The organism is Streptomyces sp. NPDC096193, from assembly GCF_040302905.1.
GTDB lineage: Bacteria > Actinomycetota > Actinomycetes > Streptomycetales > Streptomycetaceae > Streptomyces.
Map to the genome: position 1 here is coordinate 392,676 of NZ_JBEOSJ010000001.1, position 14,545 is coordinate 407,220.

The window sequence follows — 14,545 nt, forward strand, 5'->3', positions numbered from 1 at the left end:
GGCACAATCTGCGGCATGGAAACCGCCGAGCTGATCACATCACTCGTACGGGAGGGCCAGTTGCTGGCCGCCGCGGCCACCCGGACGGACCCGGCGACGCCGGTGCCCACGTGTCCGGGCTGGCAGATGCGTGACCTGCTGCGCCACATCGGCATGGTGCACCGCTGGGCCACCGCGTTCGTGGCGGAAGGCCATGAGGAGTTCCGTGCCGCCGTACCCGAGAACGATCTCGACGGCAACGAACTGATCGAGTGGTTCCGCGAGGGCCACGGCCTCCTCGTGGGGGCGCTGACCGAGTCACCGGCCGACGTGCGGTGCTGGACGTTTCTTCCGGCCCCTTCCCCGCTCGCGTTCTGGGCCCGGCGGCAGGCGCACGAGACGGCGATCCATCGCGCCGACGCCGAGTCGGCGCTGAGCGGCGAGCCCGGCCCCGTGCCGGCCGACTTCGCCGTCGACGGCATCGCCGAACTGCTCACCGGCTTCCACGGCCGCACCAGGAGCCGGCTGCGCTCCGAGGCGCCCCGCGCCCTGCGCGTACGGCCGCTCGACACGGACGACGTGTGGACCATGTGGATCTCGACGGACGCGCCGCGTACGGAACCGATCGCGGAAGTGGCCGCGGACTGCGAGCTCATCGGCACCGCCGAGCAGCTCTACTTGACGCTGTGGAACCGTCTGCCCCTGAGCACCGTGACGGTCACGGGCGACACGGGACTCGCCAGGGAGTGGCAGGAGAAATCGGCCGTCACCTGGTCGTAGCGCAGTCCCGGCGGCGGGGCGGGCCCAGGCGGACGGCAGCCGGGGCAGGCGGGGCGGGCCCAGGCGGACGGCAGCCGGGGCAGGCGCCGCCAGGGTCAGGCATGCGTCCGCTTCGGGCAGGCGACGCCCGTTCAGACAGGAGCGCCCGGTCTCCGACTGTGACGCCGTTTCAGGCCGTGGCGCGCGGCAGCATGCGGGAGAGCACGGCGCGCTGGAGCGGCTGGACCTCGCCATGGCGCGCCCGCCCCGCATCGGTCAGCGCGACCCGCACACCCCGGCGGTCCTCGCTGCACATACAGCGGGTGACCAGCCCGTCCTTCTCCAGGCGGGCCACCAGACGTGACAGCGCGCTCTGGCTGAGATGAACGCGTGACGCGAGCTCCTGCACCCGGAACGAACAGTCGCCGTCGGCGGCCGACTCCTCGGCCAGTACGTCGAGCACCTCGAAGTCACTTGCGCCGAGCCCGTGTCGATGGAGCTCGCGGTCGAGCTCGCACATCGTCCGGGCGTGCAGCGCCAGCACATCGCGCCACTCGTCGACGAGTGCGCGCTCGGACTTGTTCGCTGCCATGCGCGCACGCTAGCAGAAAAACGCACTTTGTTGCATCGGAATTAAATGCACTGGCATTGAATGCATGCGCATGTACTGTGCTGCGCATGATCTCTCCGCCCAACGTCCCCTTGGCGCAGGAGCGCTGGAGCCCGCGGCTGCGGAGCACGCTGCTCGTGTTCTGCACCGTGGTGACCGCGGTGATCACCGGCGGGTCTCCCCAGCAGGTGCTGGACAGCTTCCGCCCGGGCCTCGCGGTGGTCACCGTCGTCGCGGCGGCCGGGCTGCTCATCACGCTGAGCGGGCTGCGCACCCGACGCCCCGGCGGCGGCGTACTGGTCGCCACGTCGGTGCCCCGGACCGAGCCCGAGGGGGTGGCGGTCGGCGACTGACCGGCACCCCGCTCGCAGGGAGCGTCCGGCGAGGACCGGCGGAGGCTCCCGGGCGGCGGCGACCGACGCCGCCCTTCCCACGGGGGAGACGGTGGCGGTGGGCTCCTTGCCCGCCGACCACCGCCCTGTGACACTTCGGAACATGGAGCCGGAGGGGGCAGGCGTGCCGGACAAGAGACGGCGGAGCCAGGCCGAGCGTGACGCGATCACTGTCGAGATCGGCTATGCGCTGCTGAGTGCGGTACTCGTCGCCGCGGTGGTCTTCGGCGTGATCGCCGGACCCAAGGCCATGTTCACGATGCCGTACGCCGTCGAACGCGGACTGCTCCTCGCCGGTGCCGCCGCTGCCGCCGTCGCCTTCGTCCTGCGGCTGGTGACCGTGCTGTGGCGGTTCTCGACCGCGTCGTCTCAGCCCAGCCAGCCGGGCCGCACCAACCCCGACTCATAGGCCAGTACGACGAGTTGGGCCCGGTCCCGGGCCCCCAGCTTCACCATCGTGCGGCTGACGTGCGTCTTGGCCGTCAGCGGGCTGACGACCAGCCTGCGCGCGATCTCCTCGTTCGACAGACCGATGCCGACCAGGGCCATCACCTCGCGTTCGCGCTCGGTGAGTTCACCGAAGCCCTCCGCGTCCTTCGGTTCCTTGGAACGGGCCGCGAACTCCGCGATCAGCCGCCGCGTCACCCCGGGCGACAACAGGGCGTCGCCGTCCACCACCGCCCGTACCGCGCGCAGCAGTTCCTCCGGTTCCGTGTCCTTCACCAGAAAGCCCGAGGCGCCGGCGCGGATCGCGTCGAAGACGTACTCGTCGAGCTCGAAGGTGGTCAGCATGACGACCTTCACGTCGCGGAACCGCTCGTCGCCGGTGATCCTGCGGGTGGCCGCGAGCCCGTCGAGCAGGGGCATCCGGATGTCCATGAGCACGACGTCCGGGGCCAGTTCGCGTACCAGCCGCACCGCCTCCTCGCCGTCGGCGGCCTCGGCGGCCACCTCGATGTCCTGCTGGGCGTCCAGCAGGGCCCTGAACCCGGCTCGGACCAGCAGCTGGTCATCGGCGAGCAGTACGCGGATCACATCGTCTCCTTCGGCTGCACGGGAAGGTCGGCCTGCACGCGGAAACCGCCGTCGGCGCGCGGACCCGCCTCGATCGTGCCACCCAGCGCGGCGGCCCGCTCCCGCATTCCGGCCAGCCCGTTGCCGCTCCCGCCGGCCTCGGAGCCGGTTGCCGGTCCGTCATCGTCGACGCGGAGGTCGAGGCGTCCGGGCGCGTACGCGATCCGCACCCGCGCGGCGCGGGAACCGGAGTGCCGCACCACATTGGTGAGGGCTTCCTGCACGATCCGGAAGGCGGCGAGATCGGTGCCGGGTGACAGCGGGATCGGCGTCCCTTCTCTCTCGATCTGCACCGTGAGGCCGGCGCTCGCGGCCTGGTCGACGAGTTCGGGCAGCCGGTCGAGTCCCGGAGCGGGTGCGCGGGGGGCGTCTCCGGGCGTTCGCAGCGTGTCCAGGACCTGACGGACCTCGCCCAGCGCCTCCTTGCTCGCGGCCTTGATGGTGGTGAGCGCGGTACGTGCCTGCTCGGGGTCGGAGTCGAGGAGCGCGAGACCTACGCCCGCCTGGACGTTGATGACCGAGATCGAGTGCGCGAGCACGTCGTGCAGTTCGCGGGCGATGCGCAGCCGTTCCTCGTCCGCGCGGCGCTTCTCGGCTGCCGCCCGCTCTACGCGCTCACGTGCCCAGACCTCGCGCCGGACGCGGACGAGCTCCGAGGCGGCGAGGATCGCCACCACCCAGGCGGCGATCACCACTTCCTGCCCCCATGGCGCCGCGTCGTCCTTGCCGGGCGGCAGATACCGGTAGAGCCAGTGCGCGACGAGCAGATGCCCGGCCCATAGGCCGCCGACGGCCCACCAGGCCGCACGCCGGTGGCCGGAGGTCACCGCGGCGAAGGCACCGACCGCGACGGAGATGAAGACCGGTCCGTATGGGTAGCCCGCGGCGAAGTAGACGAGGGTGACGGCGCAGACGCCGAAGACGGAGACGACGGGCCACCGGTTGCGGAGCAGCAGGAAGGCGGGGCCCGCGAGCAGGAGTACACGTGCGAGGACGTCGAGGCTCACGCGGTCCGGCTGGCCCGTCGCGGCGTAGCGCGAGCCGACGAACACGAAGACGGCGAGGACCAGGGTCGACGGCCAGGGAATCACCTGGGCGTTGCGCCGCGCCTCCCAGATGCGCAAGGGCGGTGGCGGTTCTCCCCCCGGACGCCGCACCCAGGGGGGACCGCCGCCCCGGGCACGCGTGTGCTGCTCATCCATACCGGCCACGCTAGACGCGCACCGGGCCCCGGAGCGTCAGCCGGGCGTGGTGATCAGGAGTACTCCCTGCGGAGTACGGGAGGCGGGCGCGCGGCACGGGAGGCGGGCGCGCGGCACGGGAGGCACGAGTCGTACGTGGCGGGGCGCCGGGCGCGCGCAGCGCCCGCCGCCCGGGCCCGACCGCGTCGGGCCCCGGTCCCGGCGACCCGACCGTGTCAGGTCCCGGTCCCGGCGACCCGACCGTGTCAGGTCCCGGCGGCCCGCCGGCTCCGCAGTCCGACCTCGTGCGCGAGGCGGGCCGCCGTGTGGGCGAAGAAGGCGTCGCGTTCCTCGACGACCCGGTTGAACTGGCCGAAGAGTTCGAAGGAAATGAGCCCGAACAGCTGGGACCATGAGGCGACGAGGGCCACGACGACGGACGGCGGCAGATCCGGGGCGATGTCGGCGGCGAGCCGGTCGCCCTCGGGGCGCAGCGCCTCCTCCAGCGGCGGGAGCGCCAGACCGTCCGCGCGGTGGGCGTCGCGGGCGACCGAGATCAGGGCGAGCCCGACGCGGGACGCGGGTCCGACGGTGTCCATGGGCGCGCTGTAACCCGGCACCGGGGAGCCGTAGATCAGGGCGTACTCATGGGGATGGTCGAGCGCCCATGTACGGACGGCGGAGCAGACCGCGGTCCAGCGGGCGACGTCGTCGTCCGGACCGGCGCCGGGGGCGGGGGCGCCGGCGAGGGCCTCCTCGGCGGCGGCACCGACCGCGTCGTAGGCGTCCACGATCAGGGCGGTCAGGAGATCGTCGCGGCTCGGGAAGTACCGGTAGAGGGCGGAGGAAACCATGCCCAGTTCACGGGCGACGGCGCGCAGCGACAACTTCGCGGCGCCCTCGGCTGCCAGCTGCTTGCGGGCCTCGTCCTTGATGGCGGCGGTCACTTCGATACGGGCTCGTTCCCTGGCCCCACGGATCGCGGTCATGGTGGATAGTCTCGCACGTTTCAGAGCACCGCACTATTCCGAGAGCGCTGATCCGAAAGGCGACGTGTCGCCACTTTCGAGAGCACCGCTCTTGCTGTGGAGCTCACGATGGGTGCACACTGCTCTTAAGCGAGAGCAGCGCTCTCGAATCCGAGCACCACACACCACTCCCACCGAGGACCGTCATGTCGCAGACGCACTATCTCAAGCCCGGCCGCCTCGACAACATCATCAACGGCTCGATCGCCTGGCTCGCCCGCCGAGGCATCAGCCTGATGGGCACCGCCGAACTCTCCGTCCGCGGCCGTACCAGCGGTGAGTGGAGAAGCATCCCGGTCAACCCCCTCCCCTATGAGGGCGGGCCCTATCTGATCTCCGCCCGCGGCCACTCGCAGTGGGTCCGCAATCTGCGGGCCGCAGGTGGCGGACGGTTGCAGCTCGGCCGCAAGACCCAGCACTTCACCGCCGTCGAGCTGGCCGACGAGGAGAAGCCCACCCTGCTCCGCACCTACCTCGAGCGCTGGGGCTGGGAGGTCGGACGCTTCTTCGGCGACGTGAACGCCAAGTCCACGGACGAGGAACTGCTTGCCGCCGCCCACAAGCACCCGGTCTTCCGGATCACCGTGACCGACTGAGCCGGTGCTCGGGCGCCCTCGGAATGGGTACAAGGGCGCCGTCGGAACGGGGTGCTCGGGCGCACCACCGTCACCCGCACCGCTCGAAGATCACCGTCCGAACCCGGTCGCGGCGCCGACAGGACCAGCCCGCCGCGCCGTCGCAACAACCCGGTCGCGGCACCGACAGGACCGACCCCCGACGCCGCCAGGCCCCAGCCCCGGCGCCCCCCGTGCTCAGAACCCACCCGCCGCACCGCCAGAACACACCCCCCGGAGCCGTCAGCCCCCTCGACGGTCCAGTGCCTCCAGCGCCCGCCGGGCCATCCCGTTCGTCCGGACGATGCCGGCCAGCGTCGTCGAACCGCGGGTGATGTCCGCGAACGCCTTCCACGCCGGACGGAAACCGCTGATCGCCGCGTGCAGCAGCCCGGGACGGCGCTCGAAGATCTTCAGCATCAGCCGTCCGACGCCCATCTCGACACCGAGACCGGCCTTGATCGCGAAGGCGTAGTTCAGCGCCTGCCGACGGGCGTCCACGGCGTCGTGGGCCTCCGAGATCCGTACCGCCCACTCCCCCGCGAGCCGTCCCGAGCGCAGCGCGAAGGAGATCCCCTCGCGGGTCCACGGCTCCAGCAGCCCCGCCGCGTCGCCGCACACCAGCACCCGCCCCCGGGACAGCGGCGAGTCGTCGCTGCGGCACCGGGTCAGGTGTCCCGAGGAAATGGAGGGTTCGAAGCCGGCGAGTCCCAGCCGGGCGATGAAGTCCTCCAGGTAGCGCTTGGTCGCCGCGCCCTCACCGCGGGCCGAGATCACGCCGACGGTCAGCGTCTCACCCTTGGGGAACACCCAGCCGTAGCTGCCCGGCAGCGGACCCCAGTCGATGAGCACCCGCCCCGCCCAGTCCTCCGCCACCGACGCAGGCACCGGGATCTCCGCCTCCAGGCCGAGATCCACCTGGTCGAGCTTCACACCGACATGAGCCCCTATGCGGCTGGCGCTGCCATCGGCCCCCACGACGGCACGGGTCAGCACGGTCTCGCCGTCCGAGGTGACCACGGCGACCGTGCGCCGGTCGGGGACCGCGGGCCCGTGCTGCTCGACGCGGGAGACCGTGACGCCGGTGCGCAGAACCGCGCCCGCCTTCTGCGCCTGCTCGACCAGACCGGCATCGAACTCCGGCCGGTTGATCAGCCCGAAGAGCATCCTCCGGGACCGGCGCGTACGCGCCAGTTTGCCGTTCAGCGAGAAGGTGACCGCGTGCACCCGGTCGAGCAGAGGCAGCTCGAAGCCGGGCGGCAGACTGTCGCGCGAGGGGCCGATGATTCCGCCGCCGCAGGTCTTGTAGCGCGGCAGTTCGGCCTTCTCCAGCAGCAGCACCTGACGGCCCGCCACCGCCGCCGCGTACGCCGCCGATGCCCCCGCGGGCCCGGCGCCGACGACGACCACGTCCCACACCGTCTCGTCGTGCTCCTGTGCTTCCCCTGCCCCGCTGACACCGTTCTCGCTGCTCACGATGTGGTTCTGCTCCCGATCCGACGCGTGCCCCGTGCTCTCGACGGCATCCTACGGCGCGGTCAGCCCACCACCGCTGTGGGAGGATCGGCCACGCATTTGCCGTACACACAGCACACAACGTCGCACCCACCAGGAGCGTGCCCATGACCGCCGATCCGATAGCCGAGACCGTCGCATCCCTGCTGCCTCGCGCCAAGGCGGAGCTCACGGAGCTGGTGGCCTTCCCGTCGGTGGCGGATCCCGCGCAGTTCCCCCGCAGCGGGTGCGAGGCCGCGGCGAACTGGTGCGCCGACGCCCTGCGGTCCGAGGGTTTCCAGGACGTCGCCGTGCTCGACACCCCCGACGGCACCCAGTCCGTGTACGGGTACCTGCCCGGCCCGGCCGGTGCGCCCACAGTCCTGCTGTACGCGCACTACGACGTACAGCCGCCGCTGGACCTCGACGCCTGGGTGACCCCGCCCTTCGAGCTGACCGAGCGCGACGGCCGCTGGTTCGGCCGCGGTGCCGCCGACTGCAAGGGCGGCTTCATCATGCATCTCCTCGCCCTGCGCGCCCTCAAGGCGAATGGCGGGGTGCCGGTGAACATCAAGGTGATCGTCGAGGGTTCGGAGGAGCAGGGCACGGGCGGGCTGGAGCAGTACGCCGAGGCTCACCCCGAGCTGCTGAGCGCCGACACCATCGTCATCGGCGACGCCGGCAACTTCCGGCTGGGGCTGCCGACCGTGACCGCCACCCTGCGCGGTATGACCCTGGTGCGCGTCCAGGTCGACACCCTCGAAGGCAATCTGCACTCGGGCCAGTTCGGCGGCGCCGCCCCGGACGCCCTGGCCGCGCTCATCCGGGTGCTGGACTCACTGCGGGCCGAGGACGGCTCGACGACGGTGGACGGTCTGGCCGGCGAGGCGACGTGGGAGGGTCTCCAGTATCCGGAGGCCGACTTCCGCCGGGACGCCAAGGTGCTGGAGGGCGTCGGGCTGATCGGTTCCGGCTCGGTCGCGGACCGCGTCTGGGCGCGCCCGGCCGTCACGGTCCTCGGCATCGACTGCCCGCCCGTCGTGGGCGCGACGCCGTCCGTACAGGCGGGGGCGCGCGCGCTGATCAGCCTGCGGGTGCCGCCGGGCCAGGACGCGGCGCAGGCGACGAAGCTGCTGGCCGCGCATCTGGAGGCGCACACGCCGTGGGGCGCGCGGGTCGCCGTTGAGCAGACCGGTCAGGGCCAGGCCTTTCAGGCGGACGTCTCCAGCCCGGCGTACGCGGCGATGGCCGACGCGATGCGGGTCGCCTACCCGGGTGAGGAGATGCAGACCGCCGGCATGGGTGGCTCCATCCCGCTGTGCAACACGCTCGCCGCGCTGTACCCGGAGTCGGAGATCCTGCTGATCGGGCTGAGCGAGCCGGAGGCGCAGATCCACGCGGTGAACGAGTCCGTGTCGCCCGAGGAGCTGGAGCGGCTGTCCGTCGCCGAGGCGCACTTCCTCGTCAACTACGCCGCGTCCAAGCAGGGCTGAGACCACGGGGCCCGGCGGCTTGCGGATTCCGCGAAGCTGCCGGGTCCCGACGGTTCTGCGCCGCAATCCTGTACCGCAGTCCCTGTCCGCAGTCCTGTACCGCAGCTCTGTCCGCAGTCCTGTGCCCCAGCCCTGTCCGCAATCCTGTGCCCCAGCCCTGTCCGCAGTCCTGTGCCCCAGCCCTGTCCGCAGTCCTGTGCCGCTACAGGCGCCGTGCGAAGGTCAGCCGACGGGAACACCGGCTTCCAGGTTGAGGACCGTCCCCCGCTCACGCGCCCGCAGAGCCCAGCGCAGCCGCTCGAAGCGGGTGGGCGGCAGCAGGTGTGCGGCCTCCTGCTCGCCCACGAAGCGCCAGCCGCGCAGCTCCGATCCGGGCAGGAGCACCTGACCGGCGACCCGGCCCTGCAGCCGTCCGCCGTCGAAGAGCAGCCGCAGCCCGCCGTATCCGGGCGGCCGCGGCGGCTCCCAGTCGACCACCAGCAGGCTGGGCACCCGGTCGAGTTGAATGCCGAGCTCCTCTTCGACCTCGCGCATCCCGGCCTGCGCGGGAGCCTCACCGCGCTCCACGACACCGCCGGGGAACTCCCAGCCCGGCTTGTAGGTGGGGTCGACGAGGAGCACCCGGTCCTCCTCGTCGAAGAGCAGCACACCGGCGGCCAGTGTCTCGGCTGTCGGTTCGGGGGTCTGCACGATCTCGCAGACCGGGGCCTCACCGCTGCTGACGGCGTCGGCGATCCGCTGTGCCGTGCCGCGGGGGTCGAGGCTGCCGTTGTCGATGACGAGCGCGTCCTCGCGGATCCAGTCGAGGGCCGCGAGGTACGGCTCGATGTGGTCGAGGGCCCACTGCCGGACGCGCTGCTCGGCATCCGGTGTGTCCGGCTCCTCACGGGTGGCTATCCGTTCGCGCAGGATCGTTTCATCCGGGCGGAGAAGCACATGCCGGACCGGGATCCGGCGGGATGCCAGGCCGCCGAAGATCTCATCGCGGTACTCCTGCCGCAGGAGCGTCATGGGCACCACGAGAATGCCGCCGAGCTCGGCGAGCAGGGCCGCCGCGGTGTCCACGACGAGCCGCCGCCAGATCGGCAGGTCCTGGTAGTCGATCACCTCGGCGAGGCGCTTCGGCGGCAGAAGCCGGCGGAGTCCGTCGCCGGTGAGTTCGGGGTCGTACAGCGTGCTGTTCGGGATCAGGTCGATCAGTTCGCGCGCGGTGGTGGTCTTGCCCGCTCCGAACGCACCGTTGACCCAGACGATCACGGTTCCCCCTCTTCTGTAGCCCACAGTGGATTGCCCGCAACACCCTGCCACGGAAACCCGTGGGGGGAACCGGGAGCCTGATCGCGGACGCAACTGTGTCCGTGCTGTTGCCCATTCGCGGCCTCCGCACCACGGCGGTCCGCGTCTCACCCTACGAAGCGAAAGCTGCGCCCGGCCGTGACATGGGGTGGCGGAGCGTCGTTGGAGCTGCAGAGACAAAGGGGGTGCGCGATGCGCCGCACGGTACTGGAGTGGTTCCCCGCCGGGGGCCCGCGAGGCAGCTGGCCGGCCGAGGAGTTCGCCCGCCAGCGCCGGGACGAGGGCCAGCCGGCCGAGGTCGTGATGGACCTCGAGACGGACGCGTTCCTGGTGATCGTGACCCAGCACTCGGCGGACGCGGTGAGCTGAGGCGGCGCGCTCGGGTCACCCCGCTGCCCGCCCGCGATCTGCCCTCCTGCTCGCGCCCTGGCGGGCATCCCCAGCAGCCCACGCACTGCCTGAGCCCTCGTCCCGCACCGGGGCGGGGGCATGCGTGGTCCTGCGCCGCCACGGCGCCCGGACCTTCGCGAACCCGAACAGACCCTGAAGCCGTACTCACCCCTCCCCCTGACGACTGGTCACAGGTTCGTCACTAACGGAACCTCTGCTTCACATCGGAGCGAACCGGAGCGCTACGGTCATGTCTCCACGAAGCATCCTTGGGGGGATCAATGACCTGGAACCAGCAGCCGACCGCTCCGTATCAGGCGGTGGCGCCCGCGCTCAAGCCCGGTTGGGCACGTAAGCGCGTCATCATTCCGTCGGCCGTCGGGCTGTTCTTCTTCGGCGTCGTCGTCGGCTCGGCGGGCGGGGAGACCAAGACGACGACCGCAGCCGCGAATCCGGCTCCCACGGTGACCGCCACGGTGACGGCGAAGGCCGCGGAAGCGGTGGTCGCCGAGCCCGCACCGCCCGCCACGAAGACCGCGGCACCGAAGACCACCGCGCCCGAGGCCGCCGTCGCTCCCCCGGACGACAAGCCGTCCGCCGACGAGCGTGCCAAGGTCCTGGACTTCGTCGGCATGGGACTCCAGGAGGCACAGGACTCCGCACAGGCGGAGGGCTTCTTCCTTCTGACGTCCCACGACAGCACCGGGGCCGGACGGATGCAGGTCTTCGACCGGAACTGGAAGGTGTGCTCGCAGAGCGTCCCGGCGGGCAGGACCGTCGACGTCGGCACCGAACTGGACTTCGGCACGGTCAAGCTGGACGAGGACTGCCCCTGAGGCGGACAGACACGGACGCCCCTGCCGGTGACCGGCGGGGGCGTCGGGCTGCGACTCCTGCGTGGGGGGGGGCGTCCGGCTTCGGCCGGCCGTCGAAAGGGACTGCGGTCGACCGGCGGCGTCAGCCCTTGCTGGATCCCAGCGTCAGCCCCGCGATGAAGTGCCGCTGAAGCAGCAGGAAGACGATCAGCGTCGGCAGCGCCACGATCACCGAGCCCGCGGCCAGCAGGTTGTAGTCCGTGAAGAACTGACCGCGCAGGTTGTTCAGCGCCGAGGTGATGGGGAGCTTGTCGCCGTCGGAGATGAACACCAGCGCCCACAGGAAGTCGTTGTACATCCAGGTGAACTGGAGTGTGCCGAGGGCCGCCAGGGCCGGCCTGCACAGCGGCAGCGTGACGCGCCAGTACTGCGTCCACACACTCGCGCCGTCCACGATCGCCGCCTCGAGGATCTCCTTCGGCAGCGTGCGCATGAAGTTCGCGAGGACGAAGACACAGAATCCGATCTGGAACCCGACCTGGACGGAGACCACAGCCCAGTACGAGTCGAACATCGTCATCGAGTCCGACATCCAGTACGGCAGCGGGATGCGGTTGAACATCACGTACAGCGGCGTGACGATGACCTGCTGCGGCAGCAGGTTGCCTGCGGTGAACAGCATCAGCAGCACGATCGAGCCGCGCATGTTCAGGCGCGCCACGGCGAAGGCAACGAAGGAGGCGAAGAAGAGCGTGACGATCACTCCGGGCACCGCGATGATCAGGGTGTTGATGAAGTACTTCGTCATCCCCGAGTCGCTGAAGGCCTGTTGGTAGTAGTCGAAAGAGAGCTTCTTCGGCAGCGAGAAGTATCCGTGCTGGGAGGTCTCGTCGTACGGCCTGAGCGAGGCGTAGACAGCGAGCAGCAGCGGCGCGAGAAAGGCCAGCGAAACCGTCATCAGGAACGCGTGCACGCCGAGCCGGCCGGGACGGATCCGGCGCTTGCGGGGCGGGGCGCTCTCGGTCCGGGCGGCGGCCGGCGCAGGGGCGGTGTCGATCATCGGTTCTTCTCCCCACGGATCTCCTGGACCAGGAACGTCACGACGAATCCCATGGAGAACAGCAGCAGCACCACGGCGATGGCCGAGCCGAACCCGATCCGGCTGGCCTCGCCGATGATGTTGTCGGTGACGAGTACGGACAGCAGCTCCAGGCCGTTGCGGCCCTTGTTGACGGCATACACGATGTCGAAGGCGCGCAGGGCCTCGATCACGGTGATCACGCCGACGATCACGTTCACGGGCCGGAGCGTCGGGAAGACGACGCGGAAGAACGTCTGCGCCTCACCGGCGCCGTCGATCGACGCCGCCTCCTTGAGCGAGGGGTCGACCGCCTTCAGGCCGGCCAGATACAGGATCATCACGTAGCCGGTGTGCCGCCAGGCCGCCGCCAGCAGGATCATCCAGATGTTCAGGTCCGGGTCGCCGAGCCAGTCCGTCGGGTTGTCGGTGTTCGCGAGGATCGCGTTGAGTGCGCCCTGGTCGCGGGAGAAGATTAGTTGGGCGATGAAGCCGACGACGGCCAGCGAGAGCACCACCGGCATGTACAGCGTGGACTGGTAGAACCTGCTGAACCGCACCCCACGGTCGATGAGGACGGCCAGCAGCAGTCCGAACGGGGTGGCGACCAGCCCGAGGAAGGCCAGCCACAGCAGGTTGTGGCGCGCGGCCGGCCAGAAGGCGGGGTAGTTCGTGAAGAGGTTCTCGTAGTTCTTCGTGCCGACCCACGAGATGTCCCCGATGCCGTCCCAGCTGGTGAAGGACAGCACGACGGAGGCCAGCGTCGGCCCCCAGACAATGACCACGTCGAGCAGGATCGGTATGCCCAATAGCACGCCCATCACGGCGAGGTCGCGGCGGGTGAAGCGCCGCGGCCCTCGTCGTACGGCGCGCCGCGGAGTGTTCAGCGGCACGGGTGATGGCTCCAAGTCGAGATGGTGGGGGGGTCAGCCTTCGGAGGCGAAAATGCTCTTCTTCTGCCGCTCGATGCTGTTGACCAACCCGTCCACGTCCTTCGGCTCGTTGATGAAGGTCTGGATGGCCGGGATCATCACCGTCGAGGAGAAGTCGGGCCGGGTGTCGCGGTCCAGGAACTGCGAGATCTGCTTGGCGCCGGAGACGAGTTCGACGGCCTTCTTCTGGATGTCGGTGTACCGGGAGATGTCGGCCTGGTCGTTGACGGCGATGTTGTTGGGGTCACTGGCGAGGTAGATGTCCTCGGCCTTGCCCGTGGCCAGCCACTTGAGCAGGTCCTTCGCGCTCTCCATGGTCTGGGCGTTCTTGAGGTTCTTGGACTTCTTCGCCAGCAGGAAGCCGTCGATGGGCGCCTCGACCGCGTCCTGACCGTGCTCCGGGTTGATCTCCGGGAACGGGAAGAAGTCGATGTCGGCCTGCTCCGCCTTCGGGAACTGGGCACCGGGGTGCGGGAGTCCGAAGACCGCCATGCCCGTCTCCTTCTTCTGGAGGCTGGTGGCGGCCTCTTGCCAGGTACGGCCGTTGGCCGCGGGCTGGCAGTACGGAAGAAGGCTGCGCCAAGTGTCGAAGACGTCCTTGACGCGCTTGTCCGTCCACGCCTCCTTGCCGGCCATGAGGCTCTTGTGGAACTCGTAGCCGTTGGTCCGCATGTTGATGTAGTCGAACGTGCCCATCGCGGGCCAGCCGTCCTTGTCGCAGAACGCGATGGGGACGAGTTTGTCCTTCTGCATCTGCTTGGCGAGGGCTATGTACTCGTCGAGCGTCTTGGGCGCCGTGTAGCCGAACTGCTGGAAGACGCTCTTACGGTGGAAGACCGCCCACGGGTAGTAGTAGTACGGCGTGAGGTACTGCTTGCCGTCCTCGCCCGTCGACTGGGCCTTCAGCGCGGCCGAGAAGCCCTGGTAGCCCTCCCAGTTGTCGCTGATGTCGTGCAGGAGACCCTTCTTGGCGAAGAACTGCATGCGGTACCCCGCGAACCACATGAAGACGTCGTCCGGCTTGCCCTGCAGATAGCGGTTGATGTTCTCCTGGAAGGTGTTGTGGTCAACGGTGTTGACCTTGATCTTCCGCTTCTCCTTGGACTGCTTCTCGTACGCGGCGAACGCGTCGGCGAAGGCCTTCTTCGGCACGGGGTCGGACGAATTGGAGCCCAGGGTGACGGTCTTGCCGTCCCCGCCAGGACCACTGCCGCACGCGGCGAGCAGCGAGGGAAGCGCGATCGCACCCGCACCCGCCGCGGTGCCGCGCAGCAGGTTCCGCCGGGACATCCGATGTCCTGCCACGCTCCCGGGTGCCGCTGAACTGTTGAACGATGACTGCGCCATGTCCCCTCCTTCGGGGTGCAACCCAACACAACTCAACGCGAGGATTGGATCTCACTCCCAGAA

The 14,545-nt window shown here is 70.1% G+C and carries 16 protein-coding genes; 7 read left to right on the forward strand and 9 right to left on the reverse strand.

All coding sequences use genetic code 11. The features are described 5' to 3' along the window. The first annotated feature begins 15 nt into the window (after nt 1–15). Complete coding sequence (locus ABTX78_RS01750; RefSeq protein ID WP_352204819.1) at nt 16–759, forward strand: maleylpyruvate isomerase family mycothiol-dependent enzyme; 744 nt, start codon at nt 16–18, stop codon at nt 757–759. Between the two features lie 169 nt (nt 760–928). On the opposite strand, the gene ABTX78_RS01755 is transcribed toward ABTX78_RS01750, so the two are convergent. Next, nucleotides 929–1,330, reverse strand: a complete 402-nt coding sequence (locus ABTX78_RS01755) for a MarR family winged helix-turn-helix transcriptional regulator (RefSeq protein WP_352204820.1) — start codon at nt 1,328–1,330, stop codon at nt 929–931. Between the two features lie 86 nt (nt 1,331–1,416). Here ABTX78_RS01755 and ABTX78_RS01760 point away from each other — a divergent pair, with 86 nt between their 5' ends. Then, nucleotides 1,417–1,701 (forward strand): hypothetical protein, encoded by a 285-nt coding sequence (locus ABTX78_RS01760; protein WP_352204821.1) that lies wholly within the window; start codon nt 1,417–1,419, stop codon nt 1,699–1,701. 163 nt (nt 1,702–1,864) lie between these two features. Further along, nucleotides 1,865–2,149: a DUF6332 family protein gene (locus tag ABTX78_RS01765; RefSeq protein WP_352204822.1), complete on the forward strand. Its 285-nt coding sequence runs from the start codon at nt 1,865–1,867 to the stop codon at nt 2,147–2,149. On the opposite strand, the gene ABTX78_RS01770 is transcribed toward ABTX78_RS01765, so the two are convergent. From ABTX78_RS01770 to ABTX78_RS01780, 3 genes are all read right to left on the reverse strand, one after another. Further along, nucleotides 2,110–2,775, reverse strand: coding sequence for a response regulator (locus tag ABTX78_RS01770; RefSeq protein WP_352204823.1), 666 nt, complete (start codon nt 2,773–2,775; stop codon nt 2,110–2,112). The genes ABTX78_RS01765 and ABTX78_RS01770 overlap by 40 nt on opposite strands. After that, on the reverse strand, nt 2,772–4,025 hold the full coding sequence (locus ABTX78_RS01775; RefSeq protein ID WP_502993728.1) for a sensor histidine kinase: 1,254 nt from the start codon (nt 4,023–4,025) through the stop codon (nt 2,772–2,774). The genes ABTX78_RS01770 and ABTX78_RS01775 overlap by 4 nt, the downstream gene beginning before the upstream one ends. A 236-nt stretch (nt 4,026–4,261) precedes the next feature. Further along, nucleotides 4,262–4,984: a TetR/AcrR family transcriptional regulator gene (locus ABTX78_RS01780; protein WP_352204825.1), complete on the reverse strand. Its 723-nt coding sequence runs from the start codon at nt 4,982–4,984 to the stop codon at nt 4,262–4,264. Between the two features lie 185 nt (nt 4,985–5,169). Between ABTX78_RS01780 and ABTX78_RS01785 the strand changes: the two genes are divergently transcribed. Beyond that, entirely contained in the window at nt 5,170–5,619 is a 450-nt protein-coding gene (locus ABTX78_RS01785) for a nitroreductase family deazaflavin-dependent oxidoreductase (protein ID WP_352204826.1), read from the forward strand. Nucleotides 5,620–5,880: 261 nt separating this feature from the next. On the opposite strand, the gene ABTX78_RS01790 is transcribed toward ABTX78_RS01785, so the two are convergent. Further along, on the reverse strand, nt 5,881–7,113 hold the full coding sequence (locus ABTX78_RS01790; protein ID WP_352204827.1) for a geranylgeranyl reductase family protein: 1,233 nt from the start codon (nt 7,111–7,113) through the stop codon (nt 5,881–5,883). Nucleotides 7,114–7,259: 146 nt separating this feature from the next. Between ABTX78_RS01790 and ABTX78_RS01795 the strand changes: the two genes are divergently transcribed. Further along, entirely contained in the window at nt 7,260–8,624 is a 1,365-nt protein-coding gene (locus ABTX78_RS01795; RefSeq protein ID WP_352204828.1) for a dipeptidase, read from the forward strand. Nucleotides 8,625–8,846: 222 nt separating this feature from the next. Here ABTX78_RS01795 and ABTX78_RS01800 read toward each other — a convergent pair whose 3' ends face one another. Further along, a complete protein-coding gene (locus ABTX78_RS01800; RefSeq protein ID WP_352204829.1) occupies nt 8,847–9,881 on the reverse strand; it encodes an NUDIX hydrolase in 1,035 nt (344 codons plus the stop codon). A gap of 231 nt (nt 9,882–10,112) precedes the next feature. Here ABTX78_RS01800 and ABTX78_RS01805 point away from each other — a divergent pair, with 231 nt between their 5' ends. Both ABTX78_RS01805 and ABTX78_RS01810 read left to right on the forward strand, forming a co-directional pair. After that, on the forward strand, nt 10,113–10,289 hold the full coding sequence (locus tag ABTX78_RS01805; protein WP_352204830.1) for a DUF8839 family protein: 177 nt from the start codon (nt 10,113–10,115) through the stop codon (nt 10,287–10,289). 302 nt (nt 10,290–10,591) lie between these two features. Continuing rightward, entirely contained in the window at nt 10,592–11,146 is a 555-nt protein-coding gene (locus ABTX78_RS01810) for a PASTA domain-containing protein (protein WP_352204831.1), read from the forward strand. A 121-nt stretch (nt 11,147–11,267) separates the two neighbouring features. Here ABTX78_RS01810 and ABTX78_RS01815 read toward each other — a convergent pair whose 3' ends face one another. The 3 genes from ABTX78_RS01815 to ABTX78_RS01825 are packed head-to-tail and all read right to left on the reverse strand — an operon-like array spanning nt 11,268 to nt 14,425. Continuing rightward, a complete protein-coding gene (locus ABTX78_RS01815; RefSeq protein ID WP_352204832.1) occupies nt 11,268–12,185 on the reverse strand; it encodes a carbohydrate ABC transporter permease in 918 nt (305 codons plus the stop codon). After that, complete coding sequence (locus ABTX78_RS01820) at nt 12,182–13,096, reverse strand: carbohydrate ABC transporter permease (RefSeq protein ID WP_352205020.1); 915 nt, start codon at nt 13,094–13,096, stop codon at nt 12,182–12,184. Before ABTX78_RS01820 ends, ABTX78_RS01815 begins: the two co-directional genes overlap by 4 nt. A gap of 33 nt (nt 13,097–13,129) precedes the next feature. After that, entirely contained in the window at nt 13,130–14,425 is a 1,296-nt protein-coding gene (locus ABTX78_RS01825; protein WP_352204833.1) for an ABC transporter substrate-binding protein, read from the reverse strand. Nucleotides 14,426–14,545 lie beyond the last annotated feature (120 nt).